At 69.9% G+C, this 13,976-nt stretch carries 13 protein-coding genes; 7 read left to right on the plus strand and 6 right to left on the minus strand.

What is annotated here, in order from left to right; all coding sequences use genetic code 11:
* Positions 1 to 2: 2 nt before the first annotated feature.
* Genes JOF29_RS28090 through eccD form a run of 5 tightly spaced genes read right to left on the minus strand, consistent with a single transcriptional unit; the run spans position 3 to position 5,291 of the window.
* Positions 3 to 1,004, minus strand: a complete 1,002-nt coding sequence (locus tag JOF29_RS28090; RefSeq protein WP_209697424.1) for a type VII secretion protein EccE — start codon at positions 1,002 to 1,004, stop codon at positions 3 to 5.
* Complete coding sequence (locus JOF29_RS28095) at positions 1,001 to 2,218, minus strand: hypothetical protein (RefSeq protein WP_209697425.1); 1,218 nt, start codon at positions 2,216 to 2,218, stop codon at positions 1,001 to 1,003. The genes JOF29_RS28090 and JOF29_RS28095 overlap by 4 nt, the downstream gene beginning before the upstream one ends.
* Before the next feature lie 12 nt (positions 2,219 to 2,230).
* On the minus strand, positions 2,231 to 2,545 hold the full coding sequence (locus JOF29_RS28100) for a hypothetical protein (protein ID WP_209697426.1): 315 nt from the start codon (positions 2,543 to 2,545) through the stop codon (positions 2,231 to 2,233).
* Positions 2,546 to 2,567: 22 nt separating this feature from the next.
* Entirely contained in the window at positions 2,568 to 3,983 is a 1,416-nt protein-coding gene (eccB, locus tag JOF29_RS28105; RefSeq protein WP_209697427.1) for a type VII secretion protein EccB, read from the minus strand.
* 3 nt (positions 3,984 to 3,986) lie between these two features.
* The gene (eccD, locus tag JOF29_RS28110; RefSeq protein WP_209697428.1) at positions 3,987 to 5,291 is read right to left on the minus strand and encodes a type VII secretion integral membrane protein EccD; all 1,305 of its coding nucleotides are present in this window, start codon (positions 5,289 to 5,291) and stop codon (positions 3,987 to 3,989) included.
* Positions 5,292 to 5,405: 114 nt separating this feature from the next.
* Here eccD and eccCa point away from each other — a divergent pair, with 114 nt between their 5' ends.
* The 5 genes from eccCa (at position 5,406) to JOF29_RS28135 (ending at position 11,946) form a co-directional block, all read left to right on the plus strand.
* On the plus strand, positions 5,406 to 9,272 hold the full coding sequence (gene eccCa / locus JOF29_RS28115) for a type VII secretion protein EccCa (protein WP_209697429.1): 3,867 nt from the start codon (positions 5,406 to 5,408) through the stop codon (positions 9,270 to 9,272).
* On the plus strand, positions 9,272 to 9,661 hold the full coding sequence (locus JOF29_RS28120) for a hypothetical protein (protein WP_209697430.1): 390 nt from the start codon (positions 9,272 to 9,274) through the stop codon (positions 9,659 to 9,661). The genes eccCa and JOF29_RS28120 overlap by 1 nt, the downstream gene beginning before the upstream one ends.
* A 4-nt stretch (positions 9,662 to 9,665) precedes the next feature.
* Positions 9,666 to 11,117, plus strand: coding sequence for a hypothetical protein (locus tag JOF29_RS28125; RefSeq protein WP_209697431.1), 1,452 nt, complete (start codon positions 9,666 to 9,668; stop codon positions 11,115 to 11,117).
* 143 nt (positions 11,118 to 11,260) lie between these two features.
* Complete coding sequence (locus JOF29_RS28130; RefSeq protein ID WP_209697432.1) at positions 11,261 to 11,638, plus strand: hypothetical protein; 378 nt, start codon at positions 11,261 to 11,263, stop codon at positions 11,636 to 11,638.
* 14 nt (positions 11,639 to 11,652) lie between these two features.
* Complete coding sequence (locus JOF29_RS28135; protein WP_209697433.1) at positions 11,653 to 11,946, plus strand: hypothetical protein; 294 nt, start codon at positions 11,653 to 11,655, stop codon at positions 11,944 to 11,946.
* Positions 11,947 to 11,989: 43 nt separating this feature from the next.
* On the opposite strand, the gene mycP is transcribed toward JOF29_RS28135, so the two are convergent.
* Positions 11,990 to 13,189 (minus strand): type VII secretion-associated serine protease mycosin, encoded by a 1,200-nt coding sequence (mycP, locus tag JOF29_RS28140; protein ID WP_245360546.1) that lies wholly within the window; start codon positions 13,187 to 13,189, stop codon positions 11,990 to 11,992.
* Positions 13,190 to 13,290: 101 nt separating this feature from the next.
* Here mycP and JOF29_RS28145 point away from each other — a divergent pair, with 101 nt between their 5' ends.
* Positions 13,291 to 13,617 (plus strand): YbaB/EbfC family nucleoid-associated protein, encoded by a 327-nt coding sequence (locus tag JOF29_RS28145; protein ID WP_209697434.1) that lies wholly within the window; start codon positions 13,291 to 13,293, stop codon positions 13,615 to 13,617.
* On the plus strand, positions 13,614 to 13,976 hold the full coding sequence (locus JOF29_RS28150; protein ID WP_209697435.1) for a hypothetical protein: 363 nt from the start codon (positions 13,614 to 13,616) through the stop codon (positions 13,974 to 13,976). The genes JOF29_RS28145 and JOF29_RS28150 overlap by 4 nt, the downstream gene beginning before the upstream one ends.

Consider the following 13,976-nt stretch of genomic DNA (forward strand, 5'->3'; position numbering starts at 1 on the left):
TATCAGGGCAGAGCAGCCACAAAAGCAGACCTGTGCCGGCCGGTCTGCGGTACCGCGTTCGGCGCCACTGGAGCGTCCGCGGGAGCCAGTACCAGCGCATGGTCCAGGTCGCTGAACGTGCTGACAGCGACCGCGCCTGGTTGTTGCAGAGCGAGGTTCGGAGGCACGGCGTACATCCGGAAGTGCCCAGGGCCGACAACCAGCGCGTCCCACTCCTCGGTGAGCTGTTCAGGGGTAAGCGCGCCGAGTACCTCGGTCAGCTCGGACGGGTCGAGTGGTACAGCCCGGAAGTTGCGGCGGCGCAACCGCCTGGTCAGCCGGCGGACCGTGTTGGTCAGCAGCAGCTCCAGCTCGGTGTCCTGCGGGCGGTCCGCAGAGCGCAGCGCGGTCAGTGCGATCCAGGCCCGGCCCGGCCGACGCAGCAGCTTGAGCCGGAGGCCGGTGCTCTCGTCCAGCAGCTCCGCCGGGGTCACCTCCGGGGGTACGTCGGTCTCCAGCAGCACCGTGAGTCCGTCGGACCGGACGATGGTGCCCGCCCCGTCCTCGAGCTCACCCCGTGCCCCGTCCATCCCGTGGAACCGGGGACCGCGCACCAGGTACGCGCCGGCGAGGTACAGCCACTGGTAGGACCACAGCCCGCGCCGCCAGCTCGCCGTCAGTACGACGACGACCAGCCCGACCAGTGCGGCGACAACCGCACTCACCCAGCCCCGGCCGACCGCTGCAGCGACCACCCCTGCCGCGAGCTGCCAGCTGACCACCTGACCCACCCGCACGCGCGGCGTCCGCCGTACCTCGGCTGGAGGCGCAGCAGCCGGTGCAGGCGCCGCAGCAGCAACCACCGGTGCCACGGGCGCATGAGGTGCCGGCCGTGCGGCGGTGGCCCGGACTGGTGGTGGCGCCGGTACAGCCCGCGGCGGCGCCACCGTACTCGTGACCGCACCGGCGACCGCGGGCACAACCGCGGCCGCTACCTGCGGGGCCGATGTCGGAGTGGTCGTCATGTGAAGAGCTCGTCGTCCAGGACCGGGCCGGCAGCGGTACGGCGGCGGGCCGGTGGCAGGGTGAACTGTTCGGGTGCCTCCCGCGCCGTACGGCCCTGGAGGTCGGACTGGACACCCCTACGGCGCAGGGTCTCCGCAGAGCTGCGCTTGCGGTTCCCGGAGCGGCTCTCGTTCGACCCGCCGCCCCCGCCGCCGCCCGACATCGGCGGTGCGATCGTCGGCATCGCCTTCGCCGCCGTCGTGGCAGCACGCGCCGTACCGCCGGCCAGCGCTGGCTCTGTCCCGGCCGCGATCCGCGCACCCGCCGAACCCAGGCCGCCCGGCGTAGCGGACGCCGCCGAGCTGGTCAGCGCCCCGAGCGACCCGGCCAGCGCCGCCGCGGGCATCCCGCCCGACAGAGTTGCCCCGGCCGAGGTGATCGCGGACGCCCCGATCGGCTCCGGCAGAGTGGTCGGCGGCGTGGTCGTCCCACCCGCCAGCGTCGGCAAGTCCGAGTGGATGAGCGTCCCGGGCAGGTTCTTGAACTGCGGCAGCTTGGTCGTCGCCCCCTGCGTACCCCCGAGGCTGCCGCCCGACTGCATGAGCCCGGTGATCGTCGTCAGCAGGCTGACGCCCTTGTCCATCGTGCTGAACAACTTCTCCGTCGCGTCGAGCACATCGGTCGCCGGTACGGCGGGAACCGGTGACGCGGGCGCCGGCGCAGCGTCAGCCCCCGGCCCCTGCCAGCCCTGAGCCGGCGGCGGCACCGCGGTCGGGGCCTGCATGACCACGCCGACCGCCTCCATCATCCCGGCGCCGACCTGCTGCAGCCCGACCGCGACCTGCGCGGCGAACGGGCCGATGATCGGTACGGCGCTCAGCGAGACCGCGGTGTCGTACCCGCTCTGCAGCGCCGGCATCACCGCCTGCGCCGCGTTCAGCGCCGTACCGCCGAGTCGAAGTGCGGCGGACATCGCACCGGTGTAGGCGGCCCACTCGCCGAGCGAGGCCAGGCTGCCGATCACCTGCCCGTTGAACGCCAGCTGCGACACCGAGCCGATGCTGAGCGGCCAGGTGGTGATGGCGGCGTTCGCGGCGCCGAGGTCGCCGTGGGTGGCGAGCAGCTGCTGACAGGCCGAGCCCCACATGTCGGCACCCGCGTGCCAGGGTTCGGCGCGCTGCCCGTAGAGCATCGCCGCCATCGTGTTCAGTTCCATCCCGAAGTACGCACCCATCGCCATCCCCGATCAGGCCCGGAGCTCGTCGGCCAGCGCCCGGTGCACGGTCGCGTTGGCCTGGTCGGCGGACTCGAAACGACTCGCGATCGACAGCGCGGCGTCGATCAGTGAGGCGATGCCGTTGGTCGCCTGCAGCGTGACTGTGCCGGTGTGCTCGACGCAGAACCGGACGTGCGCCTCCACGGTCGCGCTCTCCGGCATCGGCCCCGCCAGCGGCGGCGTCGCCTGGACCGTGCCGGACACCGGTGTGACCGTGGCCAGCGGTGCCAGGGCCGCGAACTGGCGCAACTCGTCGGGCACGCAGGTCAGTGTGCCGATATCCATGCTTCCTCCTGGGTTGATGGGATCAAGGGCCGATCGGGTACGTCGCCGCGGACGGGTCGAGCGCGTGGCCTGCGGGCATCCGGCTGATCAGCTCGGCAGGCAGCCGCACCACCGGCGGCTGGTCGTAGCCGAGGACACCCAGTACTTCGCGGCCGGCCAGCTGGTACCGCCGTCCGAGATCACTCACGAACGACAGCGCCCCCGACCCGGCCGGTTGTGCAGGTGAAGCCATCGACTCCACGACGGCTCCGTGGCCCGGCGGTACGACGACCACGTCAGCCAGCGGCAGTCCGCTCGGATCGCGTCCCGCTGTCACACCGGCATCACTCCCTGACGGCAGCGAACCAGCCAGCGTGAACCGCGGCCGGAACTGGCCGTTGGAGAACACCGCACACACCGACACCCCGGACGAGTCCGGCCGCGCGAACGTCGGCCTGGTCGCCGGCAGGGCGGAGTCGGAGGTCGTAGTACCCACACCGCCGGACACCTGCGCCACCACAGCCGGATCCAGCGAAACGGCCTCCGGCACAGCACCCGGGTACGCCGCACGTGTCGCGGGAGCAGTCCGCTGTACGTCGTACTGCAACGAGGTGATCGCGACCAGCCGGTCCCGCTGCAGCAGGTAGTACTGTCCCTGTCCGGTCGACGTCTGTACGACGTACAGCGTCCCGACGCGGCCTGGTCGTAGGAGCGCCGACGGGGTGCCCGCACCGGGTACGGAGATCGGGCCGAGCGGTGGGCCCGAGGGGATGAGGTCCAGCCAGACGGCTGGTACCTGCAGCCAGGCCTCGTCGTTCAGAGCGAGTGCTGCCGCGACTGTGGCCTGCTGCTGGATCAGGTGCCGGTAGCCGTGCCAGATCAGGTACCGGCGGCCCCCTGGTCCGAAAACGAGCAAGGAGTCCGCCGTTGCACCCCCCTGCTCGGTTCCGACGAGAAGAACGGACTGGACGATGGGGCTGCCCGACGAGTCGGCTCCGGGCTTGGCGCACATCGACCAGCCGTCGCCGAGCAGTCGTCCCTTGTCGGGCAACGAGTCCGGCGCGTCCGCGATCCCTACCCGCTGGCCGCGCGGAACACCGAGCAAGGACTTGGCCGACACCATCAGCGGCGCGCTGTACTTGTTCGCCAGCAGCAACGCGGACACGTAGTTCGCAGCCGGATAGAGGACCCCGTCGCGGTACACGTACCGGGTGCCTGTCTCCTTCTCCACGATCACGTGATCTCCGGACTTCCACGAGGTCTTCCCGCCCGGTGAGAGCTGCCCGTAGACGCCTGAGCCGACCAGCACCAGTACGGCGAGCCCGATACCGACGAGCATGGCCACGATGCCGCGGCGGAACGGCGGGTACTCCGGGTCCGTCTCGCGCAGCAGCAACGCATGGGTCATCCGCTGCTTGACGAACTGGTGTGACTGCAGCTGATCCCGCTTGGATGCCATCGGTCACCCACCCAGCCCACGGACGTACGAGTACAGCCCGAGCACCCACAGCACGATCGGCACGACAAGCAGCACCAGTACGACCTCGGCCAGCTCTGCGTACCTGGCCAGGTACGCCCCTGGTCGGTGCCGCGCGTACCAGAGCCCGAGGAAGGCAGCCACTGCAGCAAACACCAGCAGGGTGTACGGCGACTGCACCAGCAAGCAGCCGAGTCCGACGAGACCAGCGACGACAAGACTCACGCGATGCGCCACCACTGGCAGCAGCCGTGCCCGTAGCAGGCAAATGCCGACGACCAGTACCACCAGCAAGCGTCCAGGCGTCGACGTTGACCGTGCCAGCACGTACAAGCAGGAGGCGAGTCCAACAGCCAGTCCGGCGAGGATGCCCGTGTAGAGCGCAGCAGACCGCAGTACTGCGGCGTGCACCAAGCGGCGAGGTGGTTGTGGCGCGTCAGCCAACAGGTCCGCAGTACTGGTAGGCAGAACGGGCTTGGGGAGCCGGCCGATCCGCATGGCCAGCGGTGCGGCTACTGGGATCAGTGCGACCGCTATGGACCCGACTACGGCCGCTGACCGCGTACCGTCCAACGCACCACCTAGCCAGCCCGCAACGAGTGCGAGCACACCCGTGGTGACAGCAGCCGCGAAGACCGCGGTATGGCGAGCGATGCCGACGTATCCGAGCAGCCCGAACAAGAGGAGTGCGGCGCCGCCCGCAGTCAGCTGCGGTGCGCCGAACTCTGACAACCGGATGGACAGCGCCCCGCCCGCAACAGCGAACACCAGTGAGACCGCACCTGTCATGGCAGCGGCGGCCGCGTCGCCAACAGCACGCGACAGCAGGACCCCGACCGCCATCAGCACGACCGCGACCGCAAAGGCGAAGGACGTGCTGTGCATCAGGATCAAGCACGTCAGCAGTGCGGCCGTAGCGGCGATCAGTCCGCACCAGCGGCTCGCTACAGGCGTCCACGCGCGCCCGCCGGACCGCGCGTCGGTGGCGATCGCGTCCACGAGGTCGTCGTACTCCAGCTCCGGCCAGTGCTGGTGGGCCGGAGCGAGGTGCAGGATCTCCCCGTCGCGGACGCCCTGACCGGCCAGGTCCAGGTGTGTCTCCAGGGCCTCGCCGTCGGGACGGCGCAGTACCCAGCCGCCTTGCAGTGCGCCGAAGTCGGCGAGGTCGTCGCCGGCGTGCCGGAGGATTCCGGGCAGCACCTCGGCCACCGTCGACCGCTCCGGCAGCGCCAGGTCGATGCGGCGTTCGGGTGCGTCGATGGTGACCTTGACCAGTCCGCGAATGCTCACGTCCGTCACCGTGACACGCACACAACGGCAGTTCCTGGTGCTTGCAGCTTGTGGACAGTCCGCTAGTGGCCGCCGTCCCCTGTACCGCGGTTCCGGCGCCTAGCGTCCTGGAACATGTCGACAGTCATCGTCAGCAGACCACCGCGGCGCGAGGGTCCCGCGTTGCCGAGCGGCGACGTCACCCTCGACCCGCCGCCGGCGCTGCCGCGTCCGGCGAGCAAGCAGTTGTCGCAGTACGTGATGATGGTGCCGATGCTCGCCGGCGGCGGCGCGATGGCGTTGATGTACTCGACGCTCGGCGGTGGCGGCCGGACGAGCTACATCGTCGGCGGGCTGTTCGGCTTGTCGGCGCTGGGCATGGCCGCGGTCGCGTTCGCCGGCCAGGGCGCTCCACGCCGGGAGATGGCGCGGGCGCGGCGCGGGTACCTCAGACACCTGTCCCAGCAGCGCATCCGGGCCCGGCGGGCCGTCGTACTGCAACGTACTGCGCTGTCGTACCTACATCCGGACCCGACGCAGCTCTGGACGCTGGTGGAGAGCTATCGGCTCTGGGAGCGTCGCCGCAACGATCCTGACTTCGCCATCGTCCGGGTTGGCACAGGGGTACAACCACTGGCCACACCGGTCGCTCCACCCGACACGGTCCCGCTGGAGGAGCTGGAGCCGCTGTCAGCCGGTGCACTGCGCCGTTTCATCACGACGTACTCCTCCGTGCCCGGGCTGCCGGTAGCGATGGCCCTCCGTGGTTTTGCCCGCGTGTACGTCGACGGTGAGCCTGACCGTGCTCGTAGCTTGGCCCGTGCGCTGGTAGCGCAGTTGGCCACGTTCCACTCACCGGATGACCTCCTGATCGCGGCTGTCATCGCTCCGGAGACCAGAGCGGACTGGGAGTGGCTGAAGTGGCTACCGCATGCGCACCACCCGGACAAGTCTGATGCCCTAGGTCCGATCCGCCTGATCAGCAAGAGCGTTCCGGACCTGGAGTCCGTACTGGGCGATCTGCTCGCACAGCGCCCTCGGTTCGACCCGGCGGCCACGAGCCGCGTTGACGGGCCGCACATCGTCGTACTGATCGACGGCGGGGACGTACTCGGCTCTGACCACCTGATGACCGGCAACGGCGTAGAGGGCGTGAGCGTCATCGACCTGACTACCCAGCCGCCCAGGCTGCTCGACAGATCCAGCGTGTTGCTTGACGTCGCTGACGACGGCGCACTGACCAGCGTCACCATGGACGGCGACTCTGACGTCGGTACGGTGGACGGCTTCACCATCCAGGACGCTGAGGCTCTCGCGCGACTACTCGCGCCGTTGCGGCTCTCGAAGGTAGGCGACGGCGAGGAGAGCTTCGCCTCGGTGTTCGGCCTCACGGACCTCCTAGGGCTGGGAGACCCGTACAAGTTCAACCCCGCACGGCACTGGGGACCCAGGCCGAACCGGGACCGGCTGCGGGTCCGCTTTGGCGTCACGGCGGACGGTACGCCGGTAGAGCTCGACCTGAAGGAGTCCGCGCAGGACGGTATGGGACCGCACGGGCTCCTGATCGGTGCGACAGGTTCTGGCAAGAGCGAGTTGCTGCGGACGCTGGTACTCGCATTGGCCGCCACCCACTCGTCCGACAGCCTCAACTTCGCGCTGGTGGACTTCAAGGGCGGTGCCACGTTCACCAAGCTGGACAGGCTGCCTCACACCAGTGCGGTGATCACCAACCTCAGCGAGGAGCTGGCACTCGTCGACCGGATGTCCGACGCGATCGGTGGCGAACTGATTCGCCGGCAGGAGCTGCTGCGGCGAGCCGGCAACTACGAGTCGGTCCGCGAGTACGAGCTCGCCAGAGCAGCAGGAGCCGACCTGCCGGAGGTCCCGACGCTGCTGGTGATCTGCGACGAGTTCTCCGAGCTCTTGTCGGCAAAACCCGACTTCATCGACATGTTCAACCAGATCGGTCGCCTGGGCCGCGCTCTCGGCGTACATCTGCTGCTGGCCAGCCAGAAACTGGAAGAGGGCCGGCTGCGCGGGCTGGACGCCCACCTGTCGTACCGGATCGGTCTGCGGACGTTCTCCGCGATGGACAGCCGGGTGGTGCTCGGCATGCCGGATGCGTACGAGCTGCCGCGCGCGCCGGGCCACGGGTTCCTGCAGATCGGTACGGAGACGCTTGTGCGCTTCCGGTCGGCCTACGTGTCCGGTGTGCACCGGGCGGCAGCTCACTCGGTTTCCAATGAGGTCGCGGACGACGTCGCGGAGTACACCAGTGCATACGTGTCGATGCCGGCGACCGAGGTTCAGGAGCAGCCGGAAGAGGACGGGGTGGGCGAGAAGCTGCTCGACATCCTGGTGGATCGCCTGGAGAACAAGGGCAAACCGGCCCACCAGATCTGGCTGCCGCCGCTCGACGACCCGCCGCCGCTCACCAGCCTGCTGCCGGCGCTGACCGTCGACCCGGACCGCGGGCTCACCGTTGCGGCGGCCGGAGCACAGGGGACCCTGCGCGTGCCGATCGGCCTGGTGGACAAGCCGTTGGAGCAACGGCGCGACCCGCTCGTCGTGGACCTCGCGGCCGGGGCCGGTCACGCGGTTGTGGTCGGTGGTCCGCGCAGCGGCAAGAGTACGGCGATCCGCACGCTCGTGTCGGCGCTCGCGCTGACGCACACGCCGCGGGAGGTGCAGTTCTACTGCCTGGACTTCGGTGGCGGCTCGCTCGCTGGGCTCCGGGAGCTGCCGCACGTGGGCGGCGTCGCGTCCCGTTTGGACGTCGGCGCTGTACGCCGGACGGTCGCCGAAGTACAGCAGCTCCTCGTCCATCGGGAGCGGTACTTCGCTGACCACGGCATCGAGGGCATGACGTCGTACCGGCAACGGAAGGTGGCGGGGGAGTTCACCGACGACCCGTGGGGCGACGTGTTCCTGGTGATCGACGGGTGGTCGGTACTGCGGTCCGACTTCGAGGACCTCGAGGCGACGCTCAGCGAGATCGCCGGGCGAGGTCTGGCGTACGGCGTGCACGTGGTCGCGACCTGTTCGCGCTGGTTCGACCTGCGCGGCACGATCCGCGACCTGTTCGGGACGCGGATCGAGCTGCGGCTGGGCGACCCGTCCGACTCGGTGGTCGACCGGCGGGCGGCGATGAGCGTGCCGGCCGACAAGCCCGGTCGCGGTCTCGCCGACAAGGCGCAGCACTTCGTCGTGGCCACACCGGACGCCGACCTCGGCCCGCAGCTCGCGGCAGCCTGGCCGGTGTCGGGTGCGCCGCGTGTGCGGCTCCTGCCGCTACACCTGCACGAGGAGGAGCTGGCCGCCGTACTGCGGAGGAAACCCGTGCAGGGGCTGCCGGTCGGGCTGGCCGAACGTGATCTCGGACCGGTGTCCATCGACCTCGAGGCCGACCCGCACTTCCTGCTCTTCGGCGACACGGAGTCCGGGAAGACCGGGTTCCTGCGCTGGATCGGGCGATCGCTCGTCGAGCGGTACCGGCCGGACGAGGCGCGGATCATCCTGGTCGACTACCGGCGGACGCTCGGCATCACCGGTGAGCACGTCATGGGTGCGTTCTCGGAGCCGCGCGGCGTCGAGGCGATGGTCGCCGACCTGATCCCGGTGCTCGAACGCCGGCAGTCCGGCGAATGGACCGGCCCGCAGATCCACGTCCTGGTGGACGACTACGACCTGGTCGTCGGCCAGACCAGCAACCCGCTGGCCGGCCTCATCGACTACCTGGCCCACGGCCGCGACATCGGCCTGCACCTGATCGTCACCCGCCGCAGCGGCGGCGCCGGCCGCGCGATCTTCGAACCCCTGATCGCCCGCCTCCGCGACCTCGGAACCCCCGGCCTGCTCCTCAGCGGCGACCGCTCCGAAGGCCCCCTACTCGGCACCACCAAACCCGAAACCCTGCCACCGGGCCGCGGCCGCCTCGCCGGCCGCCGCGGCGACAGCCAACTCATCCAACTCGTCGAACCCGCCGACCCGAACGGAGCCTGATGAGCGACCTGAAGTTCTCCTCTGCCGAGCTGTCCAAGTTCAGCGCCGACGCCGGTGCGGTCGTCGTCCCCGGCTTCGCGGACGACGACGGCGGCGACCTGCGCGGCGGTGTCCTCGGAAGCGACACGGCTGCGGCCAAGTACGGCGCGATGTCGAACGCGGCCGAGTTCTACCTCGATCGGGCGCGCCGGGGCCTGCAGGCGTTCGAGCAGCTCTCGCGCGACATCGTCCAGCAGTTCGGCGATGTCGACAACGTCAATGCCGACGCGCTGAAGAAGGTCTGGGACGGCGAACACGCGACGCTGCTGGCAAACCGCAACTCGGACGCGGAGCCGCCGGTACCCGCGCAACCGACTGGTCCCCCCGACCCGGCGAAGCCCCAAGGATGACGAGATGAACGAGTTTTTCCTGCTCGGCGACGGGCCCTACAAGGGCCGGACCGACGTCGACGTGATGTCCAGGGATCTGGAGAGTCAGAAGTCCGGTCCGTGGCGGGCTCACGCCCAGCACTGGACGGACGCGAGTACTGCGCTGCACAAGGCGTCCGGTGACCTGAGCGCTGCGCTCAACAAGGTCACCATCTGGCAGCAGAGCAGCGGTTCCGAAGCGTTCCGGACGTTCAAGGACGAGGTCACCGCCGGCGTCACCTTTCTCGAGAGCTGGAGTGGCCAGGCGACGACAGTCGCGCACCGGCTGAACCAGGTCGCAGATGTGCTCGACGGCGCGGTCGGGCTGATAGCGCAGTACTTGAATGCGTGGAACGACGGGAACACGAAGGCGAAGTCGACCGACAGCGCGGTGAGCAGTGCCGGCAGGAGTGCGGCGGACAGCGCCGCCTTCTGCGCGGCGATGGAGATGAACATCGTGTCCGGCGTCATGTCCGGTGCGGTCGACGGTCTACAGGCAGAGTTCAGCAAGCACAACTGGCTGGGGCCGGAGGTTGCCAAGCCGGGGGCAGGCGACCCGAAGGTCCAGGACAACGGGGGCGACAAGGCGAAGGCGGGTGGGGGTGGCGGTGCTGATGGTGGGGCGCAGGCGAAGGCTGATGAGAAGGCGCCGACGGATACCAAGCCGGATGCCAAGCAGCCCGACGCCAAGGATCCGGTGGACGAAGCCGGGAAGATCATCGATGTCGTCGGTAAAGGCATCGACCTGATCGGCAAGGTGCCTGACAGCCTGGACAAGTGGATCACGTTGGCGCAGCACGCCAAAAGTCTGGTGGATCCGGCGACCGCGGTGACCACCCCGGATCCGGCGAAGTCGTTGACCAACGGGCTGATGACCGATCACCCGGCACTCGCGGGTGGTGCGGGGACCACGACCGCGCCGACGTTCCATTCGGGTTCGTCCCTGCCGCCCGTGACCGGCAGCCACCTCCCGACCGGGTCGCTCGGCGGGGTCGGTGCTATCGGCAACAGTTCGTTCGGGCATGTTTCCGGTACGACGGAACGCATCACGCCCGTCCAGAAATCCGCGACCGCCGCCGGTTCCGCGGGCACCGAGCCTGCGCTGTCCGGGCGTACCTCGACGACCGGTTCGACGGGCACCCAGCAGAGTACGCCGCCGATGTACCCGCCGCAGAACGGTGGCATGGGGGCCGGTGGCAACGGAGTACGCGACGTCAAGTCCGGCGCCGGGGCGAACCGGAAGCCCGGGTTCAACGTCCCGGCCGAGCAGAGCGAGACCGAACGGATGCGCCGCAACGGCGTCCAGTCCGACCTGCAGGGACGCACGAACGGTGAGCAACGCGCAGCCGCCGGCGTACCTCCGCAGCGGAAACGCAAACGTACCCCCACCCGCGCGGCCGAGCGCGACGTACTCGACGAAGACCTGTGGCGGATTTAGGTCCTGTCTGGTGATCCAGCAGCCGCCGCACAACCGGCCATCCGATGGCCGCAACCGGTACCCGCCGGACCACCGGCGGGCACCGACCTAGCGTGACACCGACCGGTGATCACGTGCCGGCAACCAGCAGAGGAGGAAACACCATGGCCGGTGTGCAGACCGAAAGCGCCAGGATGGTGCAGACGGCCGCGGAGGCCGCCCGGATCGGCGACGCGTTGAAGTCCGTGATGACAGTGCTCGACAACTCGATGAGCGGCCTGAGTCCGATGGACGGCGAGATCAAGAACGTCTTCTGGCGGGGCCACCACAACCACCTCGAAGCGGTCGACCAGCTGTGCGTGAAGCTGCACCGGATGGCCGACGGAATCTCCACGGCGAATACGGGCTACGAGGCCGAGGACGCCAGCAGCCAGGCGGCGTTCAGCCGGCTCGGGTCCGAGGGTGCCGGCGGTGCGCCGATCGGTGGCGGTGGTGGCGGCGGCGGGACCGTTGGCGTGTCCATCGATACTACGGTCCTCTAGGGAGGGATTCAGTCATGATGCTCAACTACCCGTTCGACCAGATGGCGCAGGGTGCCGTCGACATGGTTGCCGCGAACAAGCAGGTGACCGATCTGCAGGAGCAGTTCCAGACCGCGATGCGGTCGCTGCTGGACGCGTGGAGGAGCCAGGAAGGCTCGCCGCAACTCCAGCAGGTGCAGCAGCTCTGGGTTCAGGCCAACGAGGAGATCAACATGGTGCTGCAGCGCCGTGGCAACGCCCTCGACGAGTCGTGGATCGGGATGAAGCGGGCCGACAACATCGCCGCCCGCGGCCTCGAACAGGTCTGACGTACCGCAAACCGGCCCGGCCCCCGCGCAGGGGGCCGGGCCTTCAGCTTGCCCGCCAGCTCCGACGCCGGCCGAGCGGTACGACGAAGGCCGCGATCAGCACCAGCCCTGCGAAAACGCCCGCGAACAAGGCGATCCGGTGACCGTCCTGCCCCGCGGCGTTCCAGGCCGCGGTACGTCGTTCCGCGGCGGCGTCGACCTTGACGGGACGGACCCGCGGCAGTACCGCGGGCTTCGCCGTCGCGAGGACGTCCTGCACGGCCCGGTACGGGTTCACCACGCCGGCGCCGTACTGATCCGCCGGACCGGGTGCGGGCGTAGCCGTGGCGATCAGGCGGTTCGCCACCTCGCTCGCGGACAGCTGCGGATCGGCCGAGCGGACGAGGGCCGCCGTACCGCTGACGAAGGCCGCGGCGAAGCTGGTGCCGTCGTAGTACCGGTGGCCGCTGACCCGGGTCGCCGCCAGTACGCCGCCGCCGGGCGCGGAGATGTCGACGTACGAGCCGACCTGCGAGTTCGACAGCCGGTTGCCGTCGATCGTGATCGCGCCGACGCCGACGACACCGGGGTACGCGGCCGGGTACGTGACCGGGTCCGGTCCCTGCTGGGCGTGCGCGTTGCCGGCCGCGGCGACGATCAGCGCGTTGTGCCGCTGGGCGTACCGGACGGCGTCCCGGACCGGTTTCAGGTCGGCGTACATCGACAGCGAGATGTTGATCACCGACGCGCCGGCGTCGGCGGCGTACCGGATCGCGCCGGCGAACACCGCGACGTCGACCGCCTCGCCGGTCTGCTCGCTCGCGTCCCGTTCGCTGACCCGGATCGGCAGGATCCGCGCGCCCGGTGCGATCCCGCGGAACCCGATCCCGAGGACCGGCCGCGCGGCGATGATGCTCGCCACCGCCGTACCGTGCGAGACGCAGTCGAAGTTCGCGCGGAGGTCTCCGGGGGTCAGCAGGTCGCGGCCGGGCAGTACGGCGCCGTTCAGTTGGGGATGATCGGCGTCCACGCCGGAGTCGATCACCGCGACGGTCACGCCGCGGCCGGTGACCTGCGGCGGCACCCGGTCCGGGGCCAGCCAGGTCTGTGCCCACGGCAACTTACTCACCGGAGTGCCGCCGGCTTCGGCGTTCTGGCACATGCCTGCCGGAGGTACGGCGACTGCGGTGGGCGCCATCGTCGGCAACCCGGCCAGCAACACCCCGGCGGCGGCCGCGGTCCAGCGGCCCGTCCTGACAGTCATCACGTTCCGGACGGTAGGCCCCGGCCCGATCGGGCCACGGGTTCTGACCCCTTGTGGCCAAGGGGTGACCACGACCGCCTTCCGGAACGGACCCTGTTCACATGGAACCGTCGGAGATCGGACTCGGCCGGCAACTGGCCGCGATCGGGCTGCAGAACGAGCTCGAGCGTTCGCTGGCCGCGATGAACGCCGTACAGACCGAGCTGGAGTCCGTCACCGCGACCGCGGTCTCGCCGGACCGGCTGATCAAGGTCACGATCGGCGCCCACGGCGACGTCCGGGAACTCCAGTTCGACCCGGACGTCTTCCGCACCCAGGACCCACAGGGCCTCGCTGCCGCAATCCTCGCCACCCTGTCCGAAGCCAGTACCGCGATCGCCGGCAAGATCGCCGAACGGTACGACGAACTCGTGGAGCGACTCGCATGACCGACGTCGATCTGCAGGCGGTGTACGGCGCGGCCGAAGGGTTGCTCCGGACCGGGATGGACGGCGGTCCGGCGCTCACCGCCGCGCTGAACGCGATCGGTGCTGACGGGGTCCGCTCCGCCTGCGGGGACGACGAGACCGGCCGGGCGATCTTCGACGGCTTCAACGCCCGGGTGGCGAACCTGGCCGACGCCGGTACGGCGCTGCAGCAGAGCATGACGAACATCGCCGCCGGACTCGCCGCTGCCGCGACCCTGCTCCGGCAGACAGACGGGCACAACGCGGAAGCGATCCGGGCCGCCGACCTCGGCCTGCAACCCGACGGCAAGCCGCTCCCGGCGACGCCCGGCCCGACGTAG

The organism is Kribbella aluminosa, assembly GCF_017876295.1.
In the GTDB taxonomy this organism is placed as follows: domain Bacteria; phylum Actinomycetota; class Actinomycetes; order Propionibacteriales; family Kribbellaceae; genus Kribbella; species Kribbella aluminosa.